This window comes from Bacillus sp. DE0042, from assembly GCF_007680225.1.
GTDB lineage: Bacteria > Bacillota > Bacilli > Bacillales > Bacillaceae_G > Bacillus_A > Bacillus_A wiedmannii.
In genome coordinates this window covers 40,082-63,671 of record NZ_VEJP01000001.1, presented here as the reverse complement: position 1 = coordinate 63,671, position 23,590 = coordinate 40,082, and the positions used below count along the sequence as shown (strand labels likewise).

At 31.6% G+C, this 23,590-nt stretch carries 23 protein-coding genes and 1 pseudogene; 20 read left to right on the top strand and 4 right to left on the bottom strand.

Features of this window, described 5'->3' with window-relative positions; genetic code table 11:
• Positions 1 to 99: 99 nt before the first annotated feature.
• The gene (locus tag FS802_RS00335; protein ID WP_098707713.1) at positions 100 to 672 is read right to left on the bottom strand and encodes a DJ-1/PfpI family protein; all 573 of its coding nucleotides are present in this window, start codon (positions 670 to 672) and stop codon (positions 100 to 102) included.
• Between the two features lie 528 nt (positions 673 to 1,200).
• On the opposite strand from FS802_RS00335, the gene FS802_RS00330 reads away from it, so the two are divergent.
• From FS802_RS00330 to FS802_RS00315, 4 genes are all read left to right on the top strand, one after another.
• Complete coding sequence (locus FS802_RS00330) at positions 1,201 to 2,148, top strand: DUF7018 domain-containing (lipo)protein (protein ID WP_098720415.1); 948 nt, start codon at positions 1,201 to 1,203, stop codon at positions 2,146 to 2,148.
• A gap of 427 nt (positions 2,149 to 2,575) precedes the next feature.
• On the top strand, positions 2,576 to 3,799 hold the full coding sequence (locus FS802_RS00325) for a methyltransferase domain-containing protein (protein WP_098707715.1): 1,224 nt from the start codon (positions 2,576 to 2,578) through the stop codon (positions 3,797 to 3,799).
• A 112-nt stretch (positions 3,800 to 3,911) separates the two neighbouring features.
• Complete coding sequence (locus tag FS802_RS00320; RefSeq protein WP_098720416.1) at positions 3,912 to 5,216, top strand: MFS transporter; 1,305 nt, start codon at positions 3,912 to 3,914, stop codon at positions 5,214 to 5,216.
• A gap of 515 nt (positions 5,217 to 5,731) precedes the next feature.
• On the top strand, positions 5,732 to 6,241 hold the full coding sequence (locus FS802_RS00315) for a DUF7018 domain-containing (lipo)protein (RefSeq protein WP_098720417.1): 510 nt from the start codon (positions 5,732 to 5,734) through the stop codon (positions 6,239 to 6,241).
• Between the two features lie 198 nt (positions 6,242 to 6,439).
• Here FS802_RS00315 and FS802_RS00310 read toward each other — a convergent pair whose 3' ends face one another.
• Complete coding sequence (locus FS802_RS00310) at positions 6,440 to 7,138, bottom strand: hypothetical protein (protein ID WP_033657770.1); 699 nt, start codon at positions 7,136 to 7,138, stop codon at positions 6,440 to 6,442.
• 509 nt (positions 7,139 to 7,647) lie between these two features.
• Here FS802_RS00310 and FS802_RS00305 point away from each other — a divergent pair.
• Both FS802_RS00305 and FS802_RS00300 read left to right on the top strand, forming a co-directional pair.
• Positions 7,648 to 8,448, top strand: coding sequence for a GNAT family N-acetyltransferase (locus FS802_RS00305; RefSeq protein WP_098707718.1), 801 nt, complete (start codon positions 7,648 to 7,650; stop codon positions 8,446 to 8,448).
• A 45-nt stretch (positions 8,449 to 8,493) separates the two neighbouring features.
• Positions 8,494 to 9,357 carry a glycerophosphodiester phosphodiesterase gene (locus FS802_RS00300; RefSeq protein WP_098720418.1) on the top strand — a complete coding sequence of 288 codons (864 nt, stop codon included), beginning with the start codon at positions 8,494 to 8,496 and terminating at the stop codon, positions 9,355 to 9,357.
• Between the two features lie 270 nt (positions 9,358 to 9,627).
• On the opposite strand, the gene FS802_RS00295 is transcribed toward FS802_RS00300, so the two are convergent.
• Entirely contained in the window at positions 9,628 to 10,089 is a 462-nt protein-coding gene (locus tag FS802_RS00295; RefSeq protein WP_000021530.1) for a hypothetical protein, read from the bottom strand.
• A gap of 174 nt (positions 10,090 to 10,263) precedes the next feature.
• On the opposite strand from FS802_RS00295, the gene FS802_RS00290 reads away from it, so the two are divergent.
• The gene (locus tag FS802_RS00290) at positions 10,264 to 10,794 is read left to right on the top strand and encodes a DUF4269 domain-containing protein (protein WP_000495201.1); all 531 of its coding nucleotides are present in this window, start codon (positions 10,264 to 10,266) and stop codon (positions 10,792 to 10,794) included.
• A 45-nt stretch (positions 10,795 to 10,839) separates the two neighbouring features.
• Here FS802_RS00290 and norG read toward each other — a convergent pair whose 3' ends face one another.
• Positions 10,840 to 12,273, bottom strand: a complete 1,434-nt coding sequence (gene norG / locus FS802_RS00285) for an efflux pump transcription regulator NorG (RefSeq protein ID WP_098720419.1) — start codon at positions 12,271 to 12,273, stop codon at positions 10,840 to 10,842.
• 146 nt (positions 12,274 to 12,419) lie between these two features.
• Between norG and FS802_RS00280 the strand changes: the two genes are divergently transcribed.
• The 13 genes and pseudogenes from FS802_RS00280 to dnaN all read left to right on the top strand — a co-directional run bounded on the left by FS802_RS00280 (position 12,420) and on the right by dnaN (position 23,569).
• The gene (locus tag FS802_RS00280; RefSeq protein WP_098720420.1) at positions 12,420 to 13,334 is read left to right on the top strand and encodes a DMT family transporter; all 915 of its coding nucleotides are present in this window, start codon (positions 12,420 to 12,422) and stop codon (positions 13,332 to 13,334) included.
• A gap of 138 nt (positions 13,335 to 13,472) precedes the next feature.
• A complete protein-coding gene (locus FS802_RS00275; RefSeq protein ID WP_001013582.1) occupies positions 13,473 to 14,834 on the top strand; it encodes a family 8 glycosyl hydrolase in 1,362 nt (453 codons plus the stop codon).
• Positions 14,835 to 14,995: 161 nt separating this feature from the next.
• Positions 14,996 to 15,919 carry a nucleoside hydrolase gene (locus FS802_RS00270; protein ID WP_098653998.1) on the top strand — a complete coding sequence of 308 codons (924 nt, stop codon included), beginning with the start codon at positions 14,996 to 14,998 and terminating at the stop codon, positions 15,917 to 15,919.
• Positions 15,920 to 15,995: 76 nt separating this feature from the next.
• On the top strand, positions 15,996 to 16,454 hold the full coding sequence (locus FS802_RS00265) for a GNAT family N-acetyltransferase (RefSeq protein WP_098707723.1): 459 nt from the start codon (positions 15,996 to 15,998) through the stop codon (positions 16,452 to 16,454).
• 60 nt (positions 16,455 to 16,514) lie between these two features.
• Positions 16,515 to 16,961: an NUDIX domain-containing protein gene (locus tag FS802_RS00260; RefSeq protein ID WP_098707724.1), complete on the top strand. Its 447-nt coding sequence runs from the start codon at positions 16,515 to 16,517 to the stop codon at positions 16,959 to 16,961.
• Between the two features lie 199 nt (positions 16,962 to 17,160).
• Complete coding sequence (locus tag FS802_RS00255) at positions 17,161 to 17,433, top strand: heterocycloanthracin/sonorensin family bacteriocin (RefSeq protein ID WP_001013079.1); 273 nt, start codon at positions 17,161 to 17,163, stop codon at positions 17,431 to 17,433.
• A gap of 102 nt (positions 17,434 to 17,535) precedes the next feature.
• Positions 17,536 to 18,552, top strand: a complete 1,017-nt coding sequence (locus FS802_RS00250; RefSeq protein ID WP_098707725.1) for a serine hydrolase domain-containing protein — start codon at positions 17,536 to 17,538, stop codon at positions 18,550 to 18,552.
• A 31-nt stretch (positions 18,553 to 18,583) separates the two neighbouring features.
• Positions 18,584 to 18,727, top strand: a complete 144-nt coding sequence (locus FS802_RS30855) for a hypothetical protein (protein ID WP_000653369.1) — start codon at positions 18,584 to 18,586, stop codon at positions 18,725 to 18,727.
• 283 nt (positions 18,728 to 19,010) lie between these two features.
• Positions 19,011 to 20,219, top strand: coding sequence for an L-lactate MFS transporter (locus FS802_RS00245; RefSeq protein WP_000815162.1), 1,209 nt, complete (start codon positions 19,011 to 19,013; stop codon positions 20,217 to 20,219).
• Positions 20,220 to 20,508: 289 nt separating this feature from the next.
• A pseudogene (locus FS802_RS00240) lies at positions 20,509 to 21,134 on the top strand (cadmium resistance transporter).
• Positions 21,135 to 21,323: 189 nt separating this feature from the next.
• Positions 21,324 to 21,740, top strand: coding sequence for a GNAT family N-acetyltransferase (locus tag FS802_RS00235; RefSeq protein ID WP_000706727.1), 417 nt, complete (start codon positions 21,324 to 21,326; stop codon positions 21,738 to 21,740).
• A 224-nt stretch (positions 21,741 to 21,964) separates the two neighbouring features.
• Positions 21,965 to 22,408: an NUDIX hydrolase gene (locus FS802_RS00230; RefSeq protein ID WP_000757647.1), complete on the top strand. Its 444-nt coding sequence runs from the start codon at positions 21,965 to 21,967 to the stop codon at positions 22,406 to 22,408.
• A gap of 30 nt (positions 22,409 to 22,438) precedes the next feature.
• A complete protein-coding gene (gene dnaN / locus FS802_RS00225) occupies positions 22,439 to 23,569 on the top strand; it encodes a DNA polymerase III subunit beta (RefSeq protein WP_144524690.1) in 1,131 nt (376 codons plus the stop codon).
• The last annotated feature ends 21 nt before the right edge of the window (positions 23,570 to 23,590 follow it).

Sequence of the window (23,590 nt, the reverse complement as noted above, 5' to 3'; positions counted from 1 at the left end):
TTAATTAAATTGAAATTGGAGGCATATTACATCGCTATCAAGCAAAAAAGATCATTTTATCATTTTTGGGAGCAACCAATCCCTCAACTTGATTTGAAATTAAAAATATAAACCTTTGCCTACTGGCTGAACAGTTTCTAGCACAGTATTGACCATTTCTTCATTGATTAGGGTTCTTATAATCCAAGCTGAGAGATCTTGAGCTGCAAAACAGCCTGCAGCAGTCGAAATATTTCCTTCGTTCACGAAACTTTGTTCAATAACGTCCACATCAAATTCTTTAAGCTGTTCTACTGCGGATGGATATGTAGTGGCTTTTTTACCTGTTAGCAATTTTTTAGCTCCTAGTAGTAATGAACCAGAACACATAGATCCTATTAATTGTCTTTGAGGATCTACATGAATACTATTAATATATTCTTGGTTTTTATATAAATCTTGTATACCTTTACCACTTGCAAATATTACTGCGTCAGCAGTAGGAATATGAGATATGCTTCCTGTCATAGGAATACGTAAGCCAGACATGGATATATGAGTTTTTTCCGTTCCTAATAGTTGGACGTTCCAATCAGAAATACCGCCAACTAAACGTACACGATTTAATAAATCCCATGGTAAAAAAACATCTATATCAGTAAAGTTATCGAAACAGACTATTGCAATTTTCATTTTTTAATCCCCATTCTATATGTATGTCCCCTTATTTAAAATATAAACTTCTCCTTTTTATGTTCTATATTAAGTTGTAAATCCCTGTATATTCCATGTGTTTGAAAGAGATGTTAGCGGTTTTTTAACTTCTCTAAACATAAAAAGTAATAAAAATTTTCCTTGGTTTCTATCGATTTGTTGTACTCAACTAAAGTTTGTAACAATAACTCGTAAGTATTTGCAGATGAGAATCTTTAAAAATATCGAGGAAATAGATGTAATTCATCATACACACAAATAGAAATAAAAGCGTCATCCTAACTTATACATTGACAGATATAAACACGTTTTTTCGTTTTTAGGGGGTATTATATAAATAGCCAGCAATTAATAAACCCTATAATTTTTGTAAAATAATTTTGACGTTTTTATTTTTTCACTATAAATAATATTCGTTCATCCAAATTTAACCAACAGCATATAAAAAGATATATCTTTTTATATGCTTAGGTATGTATGTTTTAGTTTTAAGGGGGAAGGGTTAATATGAAAGTAAAGAAACTAGTTACGCTTGCAGTACCATTTATGCTATTAGTAGGTTGTGGATCGGAGAAAACAGATGCAAAACCGAAAGAAAAAGTGGAATCAAAAGCAGAAACAAAAGAGAAGTTATCGAAAGACAAGTATCCTGAGCGTATAACGGCTATATCTACTGAATTCTTGCAGAAAGTCACTGAAATGTCTGAAATAGCAAAAGATAGAACAAGCAGTGATAAAGAAGTATCTATGAAAATATTAGCACAATTAAAGGATATACAGAAAACCATTAAGAAGTTTGATACTATTGAACCGCCAGTAGAGTATCAAGAAGCCCATAAAGACATATTAAAAGCAGTAGATTGTTATAAAGAATCATATTCGATTCAAGAAGAAATTTTAACATCGGACAAGAAAGCAGACGAGAAAGCACTTAAGGATAAAGCAGATAAGTCAAAAGAGTTACTAAAAAAAGGTTCTGAACTTTGGGCATCTGGTTACAAACCGATTCAAGATGCGATAGTAGGTAAATCGAATGAAAGTAAGAATAACTCTGAATCTAAAACTGATAGTCCTTCAACCTCTGATACTTCTACTTTTAGTAATAAAGATGTGCAACTATCAATAACTGGAAAAGAGTTAGTAGGAGAATGGGGTAGCTATGAAGGTTCTGAATTTATCAAAGCAGTTGAGTTCCGAGAGGATGGTACATATATCGCTTATGATGACAAAGGTAAAACGCCTTATGAGCAAAACCACATGGAAGGAAGTTGGTACTATACTCAAGAAAAAAACCAAGTTTCTTTAACGGCGAAAGAAGTTGTAAAAGATGGGAATAAGATTGATACAAGTCAGTTAAAGGTAGCAATAGACTACAATGTTGAGTCATTTAAAAATGGTTCATTCAAGATGACAGACGTAAAGGGAAACAGTCTACAAGCAGTAAAACGTAAGTAATTTATGCTATTTGATTATAATTAATTCAAAAAAGACATTTACTTTTTCAGTAAGTGTCTTTTTTATATTAAAGATATGAATCCGCTTTCTCTTTAATTCATAAAGCTAAAATAACTATGAACAGTATATTGTCCTATCCCTTTTAATAATTTTAACCTTACCATTTTAACACCTCGCGTACATTTTGTTTAAGACATATTATAAGTAACAAATTACAGTAATCCTGCTCCAATGGTTTAATATAATAGATGTGATGATGTCCGTTTACATGGAAATTTAATTAAATAAAAGGATTATATACCTATAAAATATGTGGCATTCAAATATCCTATACATACCGTAAATAATGTTGTTTAGAAAGTTTAAAGGGTTTTTTAATATAAAAATAGAAATCTATATAAAAAAATATATAAATGGTAGTGATACTATGAAAATAGGTAAATTTGGAGAAGTAAATAACATAAGTATTGATACAATTAGACATTACATGGATCTCGGCCTCATTATTTCTGAAAAAAAGGGCGGTCACAATTTTTTTGACGAGTATTGTCAAACAGATTTAGAGCTTATATTACATTACAAAGAGCTAGGTTTTAGCTTGAATGAAATTAAAGAACTATTTTTTTATAAAAATTTAGCGAAATCTATGAATTACAAAAAAGATACTTTTTACCAATCTATATTTAAATTGAAATATGACCAGATGGAACAGGAAATAGAACTTTTGGAGAAGAGACGGGATAAATTAAAGGAAGTGTTACATGATTTATTATTAACAAATGAAACTTCGAATTCAATTAAAGGGATAGATTTAAGCGTACTTCATTTGCTTACATGTTCTAAGTGTAGCAAAAAACTAATTCTTCAAGATGGAATTATTACTAACAATCAAATTACTGAGGGGAAGCTAATTTGTAATTGTGGTGAAGAATATATTATTACTTCAGGAATTATAACTGCGGGTAAATCATTTAAAGCAAATGAGCGAACGTCACTTGAAGATACTATTTCGGATTATATTCATGAAACTGATAATGCGTATTTGGAAAATATGCATAGAGAAGGACAATGGGCGAAAAAGAAACTAATACATTTAGATTTAAATAATAAATTAATACTGGATATAGGATCGGGACTTGGGTTCTTTTTGAGAAACATTTATGAAGAACTACCAGAAGATTGCCTATACATTGCAGTGGATCGAGATTTAAATAAACTTTTATTTTTAAAAGATGTATTAGCGAGAAAAAATCCGAAAAGAAACATTCTCTTTATCTGTGCTGATTTTTTGAATATCCCTATTCAGAATCGGTCTGTTGATATTGTAATTGATCATTCTGGTACGAGCAATTATAGTTTTGAGCATGAGGATTTTTTACTTCACGAATTAAATCCACTTTTTAAAACGGATTGTTATTTATTAAGTTTATTTATTTTATTTAAAAATTTCAGCTCAAATAGTCAAATTACAAATAACTTTCGAGCAAATTTTACACTTTCAAAAGTAACGAAAGAAATCCAAGATTTACAGTTTCAATCCATAGATGAAAGTACTTCAAACTATTTGAAACGAGGTGGAAAATACGAGGATTTCTTTGTTCAAGGAGAAGAAATTTATACATATTCATTTTTCGGAAAAAGATGGGGTTAACCCCATCTTTTATTTATTTTCCCTTAAAACTTTTCAAATAGTACATATTGCTATTGGGTTGACCCAAGAACTTACAATGTACGTAACACAAAGTTAGGCAGGGGGAAAAGTGATGGGAAGTTTACGATTACATATAGAAAATAAAAAAAGAAATCAAGAACTAAGAAATATTTGTTTATATTCAATTGCAAAAACAGTATCAATATTCGGTAGCTCTATGTATAGTTTCGCACTAGGATTATATGTTTTACACATAACTGGATCTGCGTTAAATTTCGCAATTACGCTCATATTAGGAACGATTCCAATGATTGTTATGAATCCATTTGCTGGTGTAATTGCTGATAAGGTTGATAAAAAGAAACTAGTTGTTTGTATGGATTTACTAAGTGGGTGCTTATTAGTAACTGTTTATATATTAAGCAGCTATTATGGATTAAACTTATTCATCATTTATACTACTACCTTTCTAATGACGGTCTTTACAACCTTTTTTGGAATAGGATTAGAGGCTGCAAAACCAAATATCGTCTCTAAAGAGAGGCTTATGAGTATTAATTCAATAAGTAAAATTATCGATTCTGTATCTTTAATACTAGGCCCTATGCTAGGGGGGATTGTTTTTGCAGTCTTTGATATTAAAACATTTATCATTATAAACGGTATTTCATTTATTCTTTCGGGTATATCCATATTATTTATTAACTTTAAATTGTTCGAGCAAAACATAAACGAGGAATGTTCTATGGGAGAAATTAATTTTATTAAAGATATAAAAGAGGGATACTCTTACTTAATTGAGAGGAAAAGCTTAAAGAATACGTTTAATATATTAATTTCCCTTAATTTTTTCTTAGGTTTTGCTGTAACTGTTCCATTACCATACATTATTAATACAGTTCTCAATCTGAGTCCTAAACAATTTGGTATAATTCAAGGGACTTTTCCAATAGGTATGATAGTGGGTGCAATATTAGTAAAAAAGATAACTGATCGTTTTTCTTATTCCTATCTATTGAAAAAAATAAGTTTTATGTTGGCGATTTTTATGATAGTTTCAGGTATCCCTGTTTTATTCAAAAGTATTGAAGTAAATAATATTGTATTTGTTACTATGTATTGCGCTATTATGTTCTTTGTAGGGCTAACGATAGCATTAATCGATATCCCTTTAATTTATTTTATGCAAAAAGAGATTCCAGATGAATATAGGGGTAGAGTGCTTAGTATTGGATTAAGTATAGGTAAAATGATGCAGCCGATAGCGCTGGTATTATCAGGTCTATTATTAAATCATATTCCAGCCTACACGATTCCAATTGGAGGGGGCATCGTATTTCTTATTTTGAATAAAGTTTATTCAAATAAGTTGAATTTAGAAATTCATTCAAAAGAGTATAGTGTTGAACGTAATTAAATAATATCGAAAAAGCGCTGGATCATCATCTTGCGCTTTTCTATCGTAATTCCGTTGTTATTCCACTCATACACTTATCAATATTATCTTCTTCAATACCAATAAATAATCCTCATACTTTTAAATCGAGATTGTAGAAATATTGTTAGTTGTAGCATGTCTCTTCACTGAATACTTAGACAAAAAGGATCTTAAACGTTGAAAAATACATTAGGGAGAGTATTGAAAAAGCATACGGTGGGGGGGATTATCTACAACTATAATACATGTTATTATATGTTCATATTATTAAAAACCTAAATTTTCCATTAGAGAACAGGAAAGGAACTATTATTTACTTTATGCTAGTCAAATACAACACCTTTAAATAAGTTATAAATAAGAAAAGATGCAACTCTAATTTATATAACGTCTTAAGGTGCAATAAACAATATTCATAGAGTGAATAAATTAGGAAGACTAAAGAAAGAGTTGGAAGAAACGTAGATATAGTTTAAACAAAGGGGTAAATATTAATGAAACGTAAAATATTAACAGTAGTCTTACCAATTACATTAGCATTAGGAGTAGGTTGCAGTAAGGATGTCTCCGAAACAAAGAAAACTGATAGTATAAAAGTAGCAGAAGAAAAGCAAGATGATGGTAGATTAAAAAACGCACATGATTACAAAGAAAAGGTTAATGATGTAGCAAAAGAGTGGGTAAACCAGTATCAAGTTATATCAGATGTAATAGCAAAAGACCCTTCATTTGCTACTACAGAAAATGAGTTTAAAACAGAAATAGGTAATTTTAAGGTTGTAACACAGAAAATGAAAGAGATAAAACCACCTAAGAAATATGATGATTTACAAAAGGAGTTGTCTGATGCAATGTTAATGTACGAAGACTCTTTAACAGAAATGGTAGAAGGTTTAGATAAAGGTAACCCCGAAACAGTCACACAGTCTTCTAAACATATGGATGATGCTTTAAAGAAGATAAAGAAAACAATACAGACAATAAAAGAACTAAAAGATAAATAGTAGTAATTAGGATATAGATTTCTATGAGATACAAAATTCTAACTATATCTACAAGGGATTCTTTTGCATAGTGATCAAGATTTCCGGGATATTCCAAACTAATATAATGATTCCCTACAAAAAATAAGACAGTACACAATATTGATTTAAAGTAAAACTCAAATTATAAAAAGCACAGGATAATCATCCTGCGCTTATCTATCGTAGTTCAGCTGTCTTTCTAATAACAATCTTATCAATATCATCTTCTTCATCACCGATAAATAAACCGCGTTCTTTTAAATACGCCTCAAAATATAAATCTGCCTCTGCACGTTCATCATATGGTTTTACAGATAGAACGAAACCTAATTTATTTTGTTCCTCTAAATGAGAAGTGGAGATGTAGGCCGGTACATTGTGGCGTAAAAAGAGTTCTTTAACCGGAATAATCATATCTTTCATTAATTTCGTTAACATACCCATTTCAAACTCGAAATTAAAGCGATCTATGCTACATAAATCAGCGAATACTACACCAATAAAACCTGTATTAAATACTTCTTGATATTCTACTTCTTCGTTACCGTAAAAATTCTTTTCGATTAAATAATTTATAAAGTAAGAAACACCGTCACTTTGTTCAAATGGTTTCGTTGAAAGAACAAAGCCGATTTTCTTTTGTTTATGTAAATACACACATGACATGTATGCTGAAATGTTATGTTCTTTAAATAGAGAACTTGTTGCTCCAGAGAGGCCATCAAGTACGTGATGAACAATTTGAAGTTTTTTACGAGCGAAATAATAGGATTTCTTTTGTAACTCCAATGTATCAATAAAGACAGAGCCGATAAAGCCTGTATTTGAAATAATAGGTGTTTGCTTTTTTCTTCCTCTGCGCTTTGCTTGAGCCATTGTAAAAATCATCCCTTCATGTACAATTAAAATAAAAAAGAACGTTTGTTCGTATATTTATATTTTACTATTAAAACACTCTAAAGTAAAGGGTTTTTGATGAAAAAATAACAAAAAAGACACCTGTAAAAGGTGCCTTAAACGCTGTAGGGAAGAGGGTTCATCCCAACTATTTATATTATGATACAGAAACGATCTCTTCTGTATCTTCTACATCTAAATGACAGTCCATAGTACGAACATCTTGATCTTCATGACTTCCGAAATAAATAGTAATTTTCATATGTATCGCTCCTTTATTCTAGGAATACCTAAAATAATTACTAGTAATGTTACTGTTTATTATATACCACTTTTTTCATTCCGACAACGTTATATCATTTTTAATTCTTTTAGGGGAAAAAAGAGTAATGTATAGAGATATTTTTATAGAAATAGATACATTTCTTATGTGTTATATTTAATACTGAAGAATTCGAAAACGAATTTTTATGAAAGGAGAAAAATGAATGAATTATAAACAGTTACTAATAGATAACTTCACATATAAAACCTCATATATTGCGCGGCAGTTACATGGAATGAATGTAAAAGAAACGAAGGACTACATTGCTGTCGAATGTGGTTTACCGGCAGATACATTTAATATCATTACTATACTAAACAATAATTTAACGGAAGGTATTGAGAAACTATATAAAGTGGTAAACAACTATAATCAAAAGAAACTTCCAATGAGTGTTTGGTTTTGGGATGATAGGCATGAGCAGACTATAAAAAGCGTATTAATAAAACTTGGCTTAAAAGAAGCAGAACAAAATATCGCGATGGTAGCAGACTTAAAAACAATTCATCCAACAATAAACATGCCAGAAGGTTTTACGATACAAAAATCATCTTCGTCAGGACAAATTAAAAAGTTTGGGGAAACATTAGCTAATCTATTTGGTACATCAGAGGAAGGTACACATGTTCAAGCGTTCTACAATCAAACTGCTTCTTTCGATTTATGGAATAGTGAACAAATGAAACTGTACTTAGGATTTTATAAAGAAGAAGTCGTATCGGTTGGTTCATTAGTATGTACAAAAGATAGTATTGCTATTTATGATATAGCAACTAAAGAAGAATTGAGAGGGAAAGGGTTCGGCTCTGCTATGTTTAATTACTTGCTGCAAGAAGCAAAGGAATTGAAAGTTGCTCAATGCGTATTACAAGCTTCACCTGATGGCATTAATATTTATAAAAAGACTGGTTTTCAATCTGTAGGACAAATGACTGTTTTTGAAAATCGACATTTAATGGAATAAATCATCCAAGTCAAATTGCTTTCATGTAGGAGTTAAAACATCATTATGAAGAAGATATATATCGTTACAATCATTTGCACCTTTATAGTAATAGGTACTTTTGTTTTTCATAAAGCAAATGAACTTAAGTACACGAAAGCTATTAATCAATTAAATCATATAAAAAACATTGCACATAGAGGCGCTTCTGCGTATGCGCCGGAACATACAATAGCAGCGTATAAATTAGGGCAACAATTGAGAGGAGATTATATAGAAATTGATCTCCAAATGACAAAAGACGGACATTTAGTAGCTATGCATGATGAAACAGTAAACCGCACTACAAACGGTACGGGGCTAGTTAAGGAACATACATTAGAAGAAATAAAGCAACTTAATGCAGGTTCTTTTTTTAATGAAAAGCATCCAAGTTTAGCGAAGAAAGAATTTGAAGATGCTAAAGTTCCAACACTAGAAGAAATTATTGAAACGTTTGGGCATAATGCTAATTATTACATTGAAACAAAATCGCCAGATGAATATCATGGTATGGAAGAAAAGCTATTAGAAATTATAAAGCACTACGAAATAAGTGATAAAATTATTATTCAATCATTTAGTGAAGAAAGTCTGCAAAAGATTCATAGTTTAGATGTTAATATACCGCTAGTACAATTACTACCTTACAAAAAGGCAGCTCATTTAACTGAATTAGAGATAAAAAAGTATAAAACATACTGTATCGGTCTTGGGATGAACTATAAATATATTGATTCAGCTTATGTAAAGAGTATAAAGAAAAATGGATTAGAAGTTCATCCATTTACTGTAGATAATGAAACAGATATGAAAAAGTTAATTTTATGGGGAGTTGACGGGATGTTTACGAATTACCCAGATCGTTTACATTCATTATTACAGCCTTAAACTATAATGGTGTAATTATCACTGAATCAATAATACAAGTACCCAGAAGTATACAAAGATAGTTCGTCATCCAAATGGTAACATCATTGAATACATATAGCCGATATTGAAATGAAATCCGAAAAAGAATCCAATATTTTTATTGGATTCTTTTTATTTAGCTCTAAGTGACGAACTTAAAGCAATATGAAATTGAATTTGTTAATAAAATATTACATTGAGTATGAATTTTGTAATTACCATCAGAAAGTAACGAAATTGTAATGAATTTTAACTACGCTTTTTATATTTTTTTGATACACTGGCTACGAGAGGAATACCGATTAATGTAGGTAAAAACCAAAACCATATAGGCGGTAATAAATTAATTATGGGAATATGAATACCGACGTTTACTAAAAGTGCGGTAACGGCACCTATATAAGAGCCTAACATACCTCTAATATGGTGGTGAAGCCAATTTTTCCAACGTTTTTTTCGTGCGAGGTATCCATATATCGCAAATGAATAAGAGAAAATTGCTACATAAAATAAATATGCGATTTTATCCCAATTTATAATGGATAATATAATTGCAGTAACGGTGATAACAACATAGGATGCATGATATATTTCACCCCATTCCGTATGTTTTCCTTTTTTCTTTTGAGCAACCATCGCTACAATACCGCTGATTAAGCATATTGTTCCAAATAATATGTGGATGGTTAAAAGAATGTGAAAAATGCTCATAATAATTCCTCCTTTTTTATTTTTATAGTATTGCAGTATAGGAGGAAAGTTGAAACATATTGTTTGTTCGTCTTAATATATTGAAGTATTGGTACTCCTAGTACAAGTTTCAACGGATAAATTTTTCTTGAATTTAATAATACACGTATTACGCGAAATGAAGGAGAGACTTCCATGTTTACATCAATTACATATTTACAATCTGGGAATGAGAAGCAACAAAAAGTGTATGATGTTTTGAATAAACTTAACATTATGGAGGATTTAACTTTGTATAGTCCGGTTCTTTGCGGAACAATTCCTATTAGAATTGATACTCTTCAATCTGACTTAGATATAGTAATGGAAGTACATAACTTTGATGTTTTTGAACAGGAAATGAGATCTTTATACGGTTCTTATAAAGGATTCAAAATAAAAAAGAAAAAAATTAAAACTACAGAATCGATAAAGGTAAATTTTGAATTTGAAGGTTTTAAATTTGAATTATTTGCTCAGCCTAAGCCAGTGCGTAACCAAAATGCATATAGACATATGATAGTAGAGCACATGTTATTAATGCAGCATCCCCATATAAGGGAAGAAATTCTTCACTTAAAAGAGAACGGTTTAAAAACAGAACCTGCTTTTGCTCAAGTATTAAATATTGACGGAGATCCTTATGACGAACTTATTTTATTGGGACAGGAAATGAGATTGTGGTAAATATGATATACAAAAACTCCTCTATAAATAAAAGAGGAGTTTTTGTTATGGCATTAGCTTACGAATTAATTCACTCAGTAATTTAATCCCGTTAGTCATTTGCTCCGAAGAAGCATATCCATATGATAAACGAATGTACCGATCTGATTCTTCTTCATATATACGTCCTGGGTTTAAAAGAATTCCTTTTGATAGCGCCTCTGAAAATAATTTCTTCATCGGAATGCTAGGTACAATCTTTAGCCATATAAATAATCCGCCACTAGGAATATCCCACGATGCAATATCTGCGCAGTACTTATTTAAAGCTCGTATCATGATTTGTCTTCGTTCTTTTAGTTTAATTCTTACGTTTGCAACATGTTCTTCATAAAAACCTTTATTTATCCATTCAGCAGCAACTCTTTGGGATAATGAGCTTGATCCATAGTCTGTTTGCATTTTTATATCTGACAATCTATCAATTACAGGTTCTGGTCCAATAATCCATCCAATTCTAAGTCCAGGAGTAAGTGTTTTAGAGAGACTACCAACATATAATATATGTCCATGTTTATCTATCGACTTTAAAGGAGCTGGAGGTGGTTCATCAATCCATAACTCGCGGTAAATATCATCTTCAATAATAGGTAACTGTTCTTTTTCACATATTTTTAATATTTCTTTTCTTCGTTCTTGAGACATTAATATCCCTGTTGGATTTTGAAAACAAGGGATAGAATATAAAATATTTTTCTTTTGACTATATTTAATTCGTTTTAAAAATTCGTTAGGTAAAATACCGTGATGATCCATAGATATACCAGATAGATTTATATTTGCTGATTGAAATACATGAAGTGAATATAAGTAAGAAGGCTGTTCAAGTAAAACGGTTGATTCTCTATGCAAAAGACCAATTGATATTAATTGGAGTGCTTGTAATGCACCAGAGACGATTAATATAGAACTGGCTGATGTATGTATTCCGAATGATTTTACGTATTTACTAATTGCTTCACGTAACGGTAAAAAACCTTTTTGTTCTTCGTATCCAAAATACTCTAATTCCTCACATATGCTTTTCATAATCGTCTGCATAGTTTCTAGCGGGAAAAGTTGAGGCGCAAGTTCACCTTTACTAAGATGGATAAGTTTTTTATTTGCTTCTGCTTCATTGATTTCTCGTACTATTAACTTGCTAGGTTTATGAATACCGGCCTTTACATATTCACTCCAATCAGGCGGGGGATTCGTCGCTAATAATGACCATGTATTATTTGTTACAATTGTTCCTGCTCCAATTTTCCCTTGAATCAATCCATCTGCCATAAGTTCATCTAGCGCAGTTATTACAGTACTTCGATTTACATGAAATAATTTGGCTAACTGCCGTTGACTAGGAATCTTACTTCCAATAGGCCATTCACCGTTTTCAATTTTTTCTTTCATATAGTCTACTATCTGCCGATATTTAGGCAGTTTTTTATTAGTTGTCATAAAAAAACTCCTCGTTCACTTTATAAATGCCAAGTGGTTGGTTTTTACGATAAGTAACTGGTTGAAGACATTGTATCAACTATTAAATATGATGAAAAGAAATAATTGGTAATTATAAAGTGGTTGGTTTGAAGGAGGAGAAAAACATGAATTATAAAAAATGGGATTTTCGGATTATTTGTGCTCATGCTTTTACGATTTTAATATGGGGGACTGCCTTTCCGGCAATTCGTATGGGGCTTGAATCTTACACACCTGAGCATCTTACTTTACTACGTTTATTAATCGCTTCATTTATACTTCTGTTGTTTTCTTTTATTTACAAGTTACGGCTACCGGATTTAAAGGATATCCCAGCAATTTTTATGTTCGGTGCTTTAGGATTCACTTTTTATCACATTGCATTAAACTACGGCGAAAAAACAGTAAATGCTGGATCTGCAAGTTTAATTGTTTCAGTCACACCTATAGTAACGGCTATTTTTGTATCTGTTTTTTTGAATGAAAAAATGAAAATAAATGGTTGGATCGGTGGTGTAATTAGTTTTATAGGAATTGCTTTCATATCATTTAGTCAAGGAGATGCTATTCAATTGAATAGTGGAGGATTATTTATATTATTAGCAGCGATTTCAGAAAGCTTATTTTTCGTTTTCCAAACTTCTTACTTAAAAAAGTATGGTTTCTTGCCATTTACCATATATACAATTTTGTCTAGTACTGTATGTATGCTTATTTTCTTACCCGGAGTTTATCAAGAAATACTAGCAGCTCCTCTTGAAGTGAATATGAGTGTTATATTTTTAGGTTTATTTCCAACAGTACTCCCATATATCGCATTGGCATATATCATATCTCATTCTGGTGCTGCTGAGGCAACAAGTTCTCTATATTTAACGCCAGTAACTGCATGTTTTGTTGCTTGGATATGGTTAGGAGAAGTGCCAACTTTTGTTTCGATAATTGGCGGAGGGATTACTATACTTGGAATTGTGATTGCTCATATACCAGTATTAAGAAAAGAAAAACATAGGAATTTAGCAAATAATCAATCCGTATAATGTAATTCAATAATAATTTTATGATACTTTTTTATGTAATTTCCTTCTTATGTTGATAAATATAATATTTTGTATTTCAGTTAAATATTGTATGTTACATTTTATGTAGTAAGCATTTTAAAAGGAGATGACAACATAATGAATGGAAAAAGAAAAATTTTCACATGTATTTCTATTATAGGAATTGGACTAGCTAGTTTTTCTAATTCTAGTTTCGCAGCAAATGTAATGGACAATTCAGTACAAACTTCTATTCCCATAGTCAATCAACAAGTAGCTGCTGTAAAAGAAATGAAACCATTTCCCCAGCAAGTTAATTATGCAGGTGTTATAAAACCAAATCATGTTACACAGGAAAGTTTAAATGCTTCTGTAAGAAGTTACTACGATAATTGGAAAAAGAAATATTTGAAAAATGATTTATCTTCTTTACCTGGTGGTTATTACGTAAAAGGAGAGATTACGGGTGATGCTGATGGGTTTAAGCCACTTGGAACTTCAGAAGGTCAAGGGTATGGGATGATAATTACAGTATTAATGGCTGGTTATGATTCGAATGCTCAAAAAATCTATGACGGTTTATTTAAAACAGCAAGAACTTTTAAAAGCTCTCAAAATCCTAATTTAATGGGATGGGTTGTCGCAGATAGTAAAAAAGCACAAGGTCATTTTAATTCTGCTACTGATGGGGATTTAGATATTGCGTATTCTCTTCTTCTTGCTCATAAGCAGTGGGGATCACATGGAACGGTTAATTATTTGAAAGAAGCACAAGACATGATTACAAAAGGTATTAAAGCTAGTAATGTTACAAATAATAACCGACTAAATTTGGGAGATTGGGATTCTAAAAATTCACTTGATACGAGACCATCTGATTGGATGATGTCACACCTTAGAGCATTTTATGAATTTACAGGTGATAAAACTTGGCTTACTGTTATTAATAATTTGTACGATGTTTATACGCAATTTAGTAATAAGTACTCTCAAAATACAGGACTTATTTCAGATTTCGTTGTAAAAAACCCACCACAACCCGCACCTAAAGACTTCTTAGATGAGTCAGAATATACAAATGCATATTATTACAATGCTAGTCGGGTACCATTGAGAATTGTAATGGACTATGCGATGTACGGCGAGAAAAGAAGTAAAGTCATTTCTGATAAAGTCTCTTCATGGATTCAAAATAAAACGAATGGAAATCCTTCTAAAATTGTGGATGGTTATCAATTAAACGGATCCAATATTGGTAGTTATCCAACTGCTGTATTTGTTTCACCGTTTATTGCTGCAAGTATAACGGATAGTAATAATCAAAAGTGGGTAAATAGCGGTTGGGATTGGATGAAGAATAAGAGAGAAAGCTATTTTAGTGATAGTTATAATTTATTAACTATGTTATTCATTACAGGAAATTGGTGGAAACCTGTACCTGAAGATAAAAAGACACAAAATCAAATAAATGATGCAATTTATGAAGGATACGATAATTAATTAAATTTGAGAATGGTTACTTAAGAAAGGAATTAGCATACGCTAGTTCCTTTTTAATATTTTGTAAAACATTATCCGTTCTAAAATTTGCATAGATATACTTGCTTTTTTCATATACATAGTTATTAATGACTCAATTTTTTATGAGGGGAGGGTATTTCTTGGAAAAAGTATTATTTTTCGGAGACCCAGGTATTGATGACTCGTTTGCCATTATGTTTGGTTTACTGCATCCCGAAATTGAAATTGTCGGTATTGTAACCGGATACGGAAATGTTGAGCATATACATGCTGCACATAATGCAGCGTATATTTTACAGTTAGCAAATAGACAAGACATTCCTGTCATTAGTGGTGCAACAAAACCACTTACAGAAGAAATTACTACGTACTACCCTGAAATTCACGGAGCAGAAGGATTAGGGCCCATCCATGTTCCAGAAAGCGTATTATCTATTCCAATATACAATTTTGGAAGTATTGCTGCGATTCTTGTAAAGTACGGGAAAGATTTAACAATTGTCGATGTAGGAAGATCTACCTCGTTAGCGATTGCTTTTAATTTATGGAATAATTTAATGCTGAATGTAAAAGGAATATATTTCATGGGTGGTGTTTTTTTAGAAGTAGGAAACGTTACGCCATTAGCAGAGGCAAACGTGTATGGAGATCCTATAGCAAGTAAAATTATTTTTAAGCAAGCAAAGAATTTATTTATATTCCCTTTAAATGTAACAAATAAAGCTGTGTTAACTCCAAATGTATTTAACTATATCCAAGCTAATTCAAAAAATCCATTTCATACGATAATGAAACCGATGTATGATTACTATTTATCTGCATACCAAAAACTTAATCCATCTATCGAAGGGCCTTTGCTACATGATGTGGTTGCTATAAGTGGATTAGTTAACCCAAGTTTTTTTAAATTTGCGCTTCGTACAGTGAATGTAGATACATACGGAGATACGAAAGGACAAACATTCGCTGATTTTCGCCCTAGCTCTATATCTAAAGGTTCCCGTATAGCGTTAGAAATTGATGAACAACAATTCATTCAAGATTTTATAAAAATCATGTTATAAGTTGTTGTCAAAAAAGGGATATATTTCACTACGTTGAATATATAAATACATTCTCTTTATAAAGGAGCTTACAATATTGAATGTCCAGTTAAAGGTTGTCACGAGAGAGAATTGGGAAGATGCATTAAAATTACAAGTTAAAGAAGAGCAAAGAAAATTTGTTCCGGCTGTAGCAGTTTCACTAGCTAAAGTGTATATAAAACCAGATGGTGACAATGTAGAGTACATACCATTTGCGATATACGACGGTGATCTAATGGTTGGATTTATTATGCATGCCGTTGTAAGAGAGACAACTGATATGTATTGGATAAATGGATTTATTATCGATCAAAAGCAGCAAGGAAATGGTTATGGAAAAGCGGCGTTACAGGGAAGCCTCTATTTAATAAAAAACACATTTAAGGCGTGTAAAGAAATAAGGTTAACAGTACATAAAGATAATATCTCTGCAAAGAAACTATATGAACGTTACGGTTTTCAACCATTGGGACATGAATACGATGGGGAGCAAGTATATCGTTTGTTCGTTTAAGTATTACGAAGTAAAGATGTGAAATGAAGGATGAAATTAAATAACTGGGAGGAATAGCAATTGAAAAATAAATTTCACCATATTGTACGAGCTGTTATGATAAAGGATAAAAAATTGTTAGTGGCTGAATATATTGGCCATCATTATTTTTTACCAGGTGGTCATGTTGAAGTTGGCGAATCAGCTGAGAATGCATTAATAAGAGAACTACGAGAAGAACTCGGAGTAAACTGTAGTATAAAAAACTTTTTAGGAGTCATAGAAAACCAATGGGAAGACCGAGAAGTTATTCATCATGAAATCAATCACATTTTTGAAGTAGATTCGCAAGAGTTACATATTGATTTCATACCAAAATCTAAAGAATCTCATTTAGCGTTTCACTGGATAGATTATAATCAAGAAGCTTTACATACGTATAAAATCATGCCAGAGCCTTCAGTTAAAGAGTTACTAGAAAGAAAATTAAGTGATGAACTAGTAAACTGTTGGATTAGCAATTTTTAAACATCTCTATTAATAATAAATACGTCCACCGAAAGGAGATTAAGAAAATAGGCTAAAAAACAAGGTACATCACCTAGTGTAAGTTCATATTTTGTTGATGTACGCATTTAGTCTATAGTCTGATTTCTACTTTGTTTGCAAAAATAGATAAACTGTAACATTTGGACGGAATTTATTTGTATAAATGGAGGGTTTCGTAATGAATGGATTTCAACAAGAACTACAATCGTTAAACCTTAATGATTTTCAATCTGGTAATGTTGTGTATTGGGATCAACTACAACAAAATCAATATCCATACTATTACATTCAAGATGATGCACGTCGTTGTGGCGGATGTGGAGGCTGTGGTGGACGCTGTGGTGGATGTGGCGGCGGAAGATGCGGAGGTTGTGCAGGACGTTGCGGCGGATGCGTAGGTTGCGCTGGATGTTTCAGTTGCTTTAATTGCTGGAACTGGTGGATCATTTAAGTATAGAACATCAATAATATTTCATATGAAAGAAAGGTGTAAATACTATTTTATACTTTTCTTTCATGTTGTAATTTTTTATTCATGTTAAGGGGGATTTATTTGTATACATACGATAAATTGATTTCTTGGGTTGAGAATATAAAAGAAGAAAATCATAGTTCTGCAACAGCACTGTGCATTATAAAAGATAATCAAATTGTACTAGAGCATTATAGTGGCCATCATTCAAATATATCTACAAGTAAAAAAATAACAGCATCTTCACAATTCAACGTTGCTTCTGCGAGAAAAAGTTATTTAGGATTAATGGTAGCATATGCGCTTTTCGAGGGGAAAATAAACTCTATTGATGACGAGGCGATAAAGTACTTTAATGATTTCGACCCTGTATTACTTGGTAAAACAACGATAAGACATTTAGTAACCCATTCGCACGGTTTAGGAGAAACGAATGACGGGACAATTTTTCGTGAATTTGAATCTGGACAATCATGGGCGTATAGAGATATTAATGTAAGAATGATAACACGTCTTATTTATCAGCTATATAACAAAAGTTTTCCTGAATTGTTAAAGGAGCGTGTATTCGATCTAGTTAACTTCCAAGAAACAGGTTGGAGAATTCAAGAGCATGAAAACTTAGTTAAAGTTGTGGATAATCCAAATGAAGACGCAATTAATGAAATTGGTACGGTAGATGATGGTAGTGAAAAAAATCTGTTTGTCTCAGCTAGAGAATTTGCTTATTGGGGCAATCTTCATTTAAATCAAGGTATGATAAACGGTAAACAAATTGTTCCAAAAGAAGTTATAAAAATTGCTACGAGTTTGCAGAGTCCCACATTTATAAACAAGGAATTACCACAAAACGGATTGTTTTGGTTCGTTCAAAATGAACCTGCACTTTTAAGTGAGCTTGGTGAACGTGTTCCAAAAGGAGCGTATCAAATATTGGGAATTACTGGACCGACTCTTTTAGTAATACCAGAATATAATGTAGTTGTTGCGAAAATGTACAATAAAAGATGCAACTACGGTGGTGATAATTATTTATATTATTTACGTGAATTTAGCAATTTAGTCGCTGATACATTTCGTAACGGTAATAGGGCATAATTACTCCTATAATGAAAAGGAGTGAAAGAAAATGAAAGATAAAATGAATAAAAACAAAAAACAAAATATTAAAGATGTGAATACAGAACAAAATGCAATTTATAGCGATCCTAAAGATGCTGCTAATATGCAAACGGTACCGCAGCCGAAGGATTTTGATGAAATCGAATATTAATTTTTATCCATCCGACTATATGATGAATGAAAAATACATCTTAAGTCCCATCACATGACAGAAGTCTTTTGATATCATATATACATAAGCATTTGAAAATGTCTTATCTTAACAAAGCTTTCTTTAAGTAAATCTAATATAACCTACAAAAAGACACTTCATTATGGAGTGTCTTTTTGTGTACAGGAACTGAATTACCATTTTCCGTACAGTATTTTGTAATTTATGATGGTTATACTAACTGTGAAAATTCATGTCAAGATAAAAGAAGGGGACAGTTAGTATGAAACAAACTTCTATAAATCCGTTACTAATTGTTCTAGGTACAATCATTGTTCAAATTGGCCTTGGAACAATTTATACATGGAGTTTATTTAATCAACCCCTTGTTAGTAAGTTTGGATGGAACCTCAATTCCGTAGCGATAACTTTCTCCATAACAAGTTTTTCATTATCATTCTCAACCTTATTTGCAGGAAAGTTGCAGCAAAAGTTAGGACTTCGTAAACTCATCGCTACTGCAGGGATTGTTCTGGGACTCGGTTTAATACTTAGTTCACAAGTTTCTTCCTTACCATTACTATATTTATTAGCTGGTGTTGTTGTTGGTTATGCAGATGGAACTGCTTATATTACATCACTATCTAATTTAATTAAATGGTTTCCAAATCGAAAAGGACTTATTTCTGGCATATCTGTTTCGGCATATGGAATGGGCAGCTTAATTTTCAGATATATAAACGGAAGTCTTATCGATAGTCTTGGTGTATCACAAGCATTTTTATATTGGGGGATTATCGTCCTACTTTTAGTATTAACCGGATCGTTCTTCTTACGTGAAGCAATTGTAAGTAATACTGTAACTGAGACATTACACAATGACTATACTCCTCGTGAAATGATGCGAACGAAACAAGTATATCTCTTGTTTTTCATGTTATTTACATCGTGTATGGGTGGACTATATTTAATCGGTATGGTAAAAGATATCGGAGTACAGCTCGTTGGACTTAGTGCAGCTACTGCTGCTAACGCCGTTGCAATGATTGCAATTTTTAATACGGTAGGTAGAATAGTTCTTGGAACGTTATCAGATAAAATTGGCCGAATGAAAATTGTTTCTGCAACGTTTATAATAATTGGATTGTCAGTCTTTACTTTAAGTTTCATTCCTCTAAATTACGGCATTTATTTCGCTTGCGTAGCAAGTGTTGCCTTCTGCTTTGGTGGTAACATTACAATATTCCCGGCCATTGTCGGAGATTTCTTCGGCTTAAAAAATCATAGTACAAATTACGGAATTGTTTACCAAGGTTTCGGATTTGGTGCGCTTGCAGGAGCATTCATCGGAGCACTACTTGGTGGGTTTCAACCAACCTTTATTATAATTGGTGTGCTATCTGTTATCTCTTTCGTTATTTCAATATTAATTCGTCCACCAAAAGCAGAAAAGAAAAAAGAAACAAAACATTTATATCGGAAAATAGCTTAATTCTGGAAAAGAGTCCTAATAAAGGGCTCTTTTTATATTACAAAATATTTGATTTCCCCTTTTTAATAAATGTGTAGGAAGAAAAGAGTTACTTAATTCAAAATGAAATGATTTGAAAAGTAATAAAGTGATTTATTTCTCAACGAACTAAGTAGCAGATTAGTAAAATATTCATATTGTTTTATAAAGGTACTGAAATCATGTTATAAAACTACATTAACCACCTTTGTTATTAGATATGCAATTCATTTGTATACCATTATTTTATTATAAAGGTAGTTGGCTTATATTGGTTACAACCATAATTTCTTCTTTTATGGCATTCACTGCAACAAATATTGATGACATTTTCATACTCCTTGTTTTATTTTCACAAGTAAAGACAGGAGTAATTAAGAAAGAAGGTAGGACTGTCCGAGAAAAAACTAAGATGAAAGAACTTTATATTGTTATTGGACAATATTTAGGATTTAGTGTGATTACTTTTCTAAGTATCATTGGTTCTTTAAGCTCTTTTTTCATTCCAGTTTCGTGGATCGGATTATTAGGATTCGTACCAATTTATATGGGAGTGAAAGGAATATTGTCACATCGTTCTTATAAAAGGAATGAAGTCATTGATAACGTTTCTGGTTCAATATTTAAAGTAGCTTTGATAACGTTAGCTAATGGGGCTGACAATATTTCGATTTATATACCAATGTTCGCTAGTCAAAATCTTAAAACAAATATTGTTACATTAGTTATATTTTTACCATGATAGCAATATGGTGTTTTATTAGCTACACATTGTTAAGAGCTCCTATTTTAGCTAAAGTACTTGAGAGAAATTATCATATTATCGTTCCAATAGTTCTAATTGGTTTAGGAGTATTCATTCTTTTCCGCAGTAATACAATTGAATTATTGTACTAATATGTTAAAACTAACGGAAGTTTTAATTAAAAAGAATCAAACGCTGTATCAAGCCTTATTACAGATGAAATGTAGTAGGGCTTTTCTTTATTTTAATGAAATAAAACAATGCTCTACGACTATTAAGTTAGACAGGATATTAAGATTATTAAATTGAATAGATACTTTAAAAGGAGCGCGATAATTAAAATGAAAATAGTAAAACAATGGGTCCAAGAAGATAGTGATTACATAAGAGAAAAAGTAATTGAATATAACCAAAAACATATTTCGGAAGAAGAGAAAAAGCCTTCAGAAAAAATTAGTTTTATCGTGAGAAATGAAAAGGAAGAAATTGTAGGTGGAATAACTGCAATTACATTTTGGCACCACGTACATGTCGATTTCCTTTGGGTTTCTGATGAGTATAGACACGAAGGCTACGGAAGCAAGTTATTAAAACTTATTGAAGAATTTGCAATTGAAAATGAGTGTAGGCTAATCAATTTAGATACTTTTAGCTTTCAAGCTCCTGATTTTTATAAAAAGCATGGATATAAAGTGATTGGAGTAAGTGAAGACCACCCTAAAGGGCACAATCGATACTATTTAGAAAAAAGGTTATAAAGTAGATAGAATCCCAAACTGAATCAATCAAAGCATAAAGAGCGTACGTTGAATATTTACTTTCAAAATACGTTCTTTTTTATTTAGTAATGAAGGTTTATCGATTATTACTTTTACTAAGAGCAGATAAATGAACTACTCTATTAACTTTTTTATATTTTAAAACGATTAAATGGTAGAATGTAACAAAGGCAGAAAATTCTCGTTATTAAAGGTGGACTTAGATGAAAAAAGTAAATGTTACATATGCACTTTTATACGATAATACAAACGAAAAGATCTTAATGGTAAAAAACAAAGGAAAGAACGGTTCTTATTACACGCTACCAGGTGGCGCAGTTAAATTGGGAGAAACGTTAGAAGAGGCAGTAACTCGGGAAGTGAAAGAAGAAACAGGGTTACATATAACTGTAAACGGTATTTGTTCTATCAGCGAAGCTTTTTTCGAAGAGAGAGGTCACCATGCAATTTTCTTTAATTTTTTAGGCGAAATAATTGGCGGAGAGACATATATATCAAGGCCAAAAGAAATTGAAGAGATTACTTGGATGGAATTACATAGAGCAGCACCGCATTTACGTATACCAGAACACTTATTAAATACATTACAAAGGAAAGAAACAGTACCTTACTTCTTTAACGGAACAATCATTCATCAATCTTCATAAAATTATCATTTCATGTAAGGCGGGGAAAAAATGGAGTTTATCGTTAGTCATAAACATTTCACTCAAGCACTTTCAGAAGTAAGTAAAGCTATATCTACCAAAGCTATAATCCCTATATTATCCGGCATAAAAATAATTGCAGATCAATCTGGAATTACTTTAATCGCAAGTAATTCAAATATTTTCATCGAAAAATTCATCCCTAGTTCTAACGAAGACGACCAAATTACAACTATATTAAAAGTAGGGACTATTGTAGTACCTGCAAAATATTTCATTGAAATTATAAAGAAAATGCCAAGCAATGTAACAATAAAAAGTAAGGATGAGCAAATCATTGCGATACAGTCAGAAGAAATTACATTAAACTTAAATGGACTTCCAACATATGAGTTTCCGAATGTACCACTTATAGACGATCATGCAAAAGTACAAGTAGAAACGGAACAATTGATTGAAGTGTTTAAACAAACAGCCTTTGCAGTAGCTAAAAATGAATCTAGACCTGTTCTTACTGGTGTTCATTTAGAGTTAGATTATACTAAGTTAATTTCCGTAGCAACTGATTCACATAGACTTGCTATACGCGAAACGAAAATATCTACAGATGTGAAAGCAAGTTGTATCCTACCAAGTGCAACTATTAGTGAACTGCTAAAATTAATGAATAGTAATTCAGAATTCGTATACATCTATCTTTCAGAAAGTCACATTATTTTTACATTCGGTACAACTACATTATATTCAAGATTAATTGAAGGAAAATATCCTAATATATCTAGTTTAATTCCAAATGAATTTCAAACAGTCATTAACGTAGATAGAAAAAGGATTTTACAAGGTGTAGATCGATCCAGCTTATTAGCAAGTGAATGGGCAAATAACAATGTTAACTTAGAAATCATAGACGAATCCACAATTAAAATTTCTTCTAATGCTTCTCAGATTGGAAAAATATCCGAGACTCAACAGATAGATACGATTCAAGGTGAAAAACAATTAAACATATCTTTTGATGGACGATTTATGATAGATGCTTTAAAGGCAATAAAAGAAGAAACGGTTACTTTAAGTTTCAGCGGTTCTATGAGACCGATATTAATTGAAGCAGGGAAACTATCTGCAGCAGTACATCTTATATCTCCAGTAAGAGCCTATTAATAGCAAAGAAAGGAATCACAT

Excerpts from the sequence above, each read along its gene's own strand:
- FS802_RS00230 (WP_000757647.1), top strand. The coding sequence starts at position 21,965 with ATGAAAAAAGTAAATGTTACATATGCACTTTTATACGATAATACAAAC.
- FS802_RS00320 (WP_098720416.1), top strand. The coding sequence starts at position 3,912 with ATGGGAAGTTTACGATTACATATAGAAAATAAAAAAAGAAATCAAGAA.
- FS802_RS00315 (WP_098720417.1), top strand. The coding sequence starts at position 5,732 with ATGAAACGTAAAATATTAACAGTAGTCTTACCAATTACATTAGCATTA.
- FS802_RS00295 (WP_000021530.1), bottom strand. The coding sequence starts at position 10,089 with ATGAGCATTTTTCACATTCTTTTAACCATCCACATATTATTTGGAACA.
- dnaN (WP_144524690.1), top strand. The coding sequence starts at position 22,439 with ATGGAGTTTATCGTTAGTCATAAACATTTCACTCAAGCACTTTCAGAA.
- FS802_RS00325 (WP_098707715.1), top strand. The coding sequence starts at position 2,576 with ATGAAAATAGGTAAATTTGGAGAAGTAAATAACATAAGTATTGATACA.
- FS802_RS00310 (WP_033657770.1), bottom strand. The coding sequence starts at position 7,138 with ATGGCTCAAGCAAAGCGCAGAGGAAGAAAAAAGCAAACACCTATTATT.
- FS802_RS00275 (WP_001013582.1), top strand. The coding sequence starts at position 13,473 with ATGAATGGAAAAAGAAAAATTTTCACATGTATTTCTATTATAGGAATT.
- FS802_RS00245 (WP_000815162.1), top strand. The coding sequence starts at position 19,011 with ATGAAACAAACTTCTATAAATCCGTTACTAATTGTTCTAGGTACAATC.
- FS802_RS00300 (WP_098720418.1), top strand. The coding sequence starts at position 8,494 with ATGAAGAAGATATATATCGTTACAATCATTTGCACCTTTATAGTAATA.
- FS802_RS00280 (WP_098720420.1), top strand. The coding sequence starts at position 12,420 with ATGAATTATAAAAAATGGGATTTTCGGATTATTTGTGCTCATGCTTTT.
- FS802_RS30855 (WP_000653369.1), top strand. The coding sequence starts at position 18,584 with ATGAAAGATAAAATGAATAAAAACAAAAAACAAAATATTAAAGATGTG.
- FS802_RS00255 (WP_001013079.1), top strand. The coding sequence starts at position 17,161 with ATGAATGGATTTCAACAAGAACTACAATCGTTAAACCTTAATGATTTT.
- FS802_RS00290 (WP_000495201.1), top strand. The coding sequence starts at position 10,264 with ATGTTTACATCAATTACATATTTACAATCTGGGAATGAGAAGCAACAA.
- FS802_RS00330 (WP_098720415.1), top strand. The coding sequence starts at position 1,201 with ATGAAAGTAAAGAAACTAGTTACGCTTGCAGTACCATTTATGCTATTA.
- FS802_RS00335 (WP_098707713.1), bottom strand. The coding sequence starts at position 672 with ATGAAAATTGCAATAGTCTGTTTCGATAACTTTACTGATATAGATGTT.
- FS802_RS00305 (WP_098707718.1), top strand. The coding sequence starts at position 7,648 with ATGAATTATAAACAGTTACTAATAGATAACTTCACATATAAAACCTCA.
- FS802_RS00235 (WP_000706727.1), top strand. The coding sequence starts at position 21,324 with ATGAAAATAGTAAAACAATGGGTCCAAGAAGATAGTGATTACATAAGA.
- norG (WP_098720419.1), bottom strand. The coding sequence starts at position 12,273 with ATGACAACTAATAAAAAACTGCCTAAATATCGGCAGATAGTAGACTAT.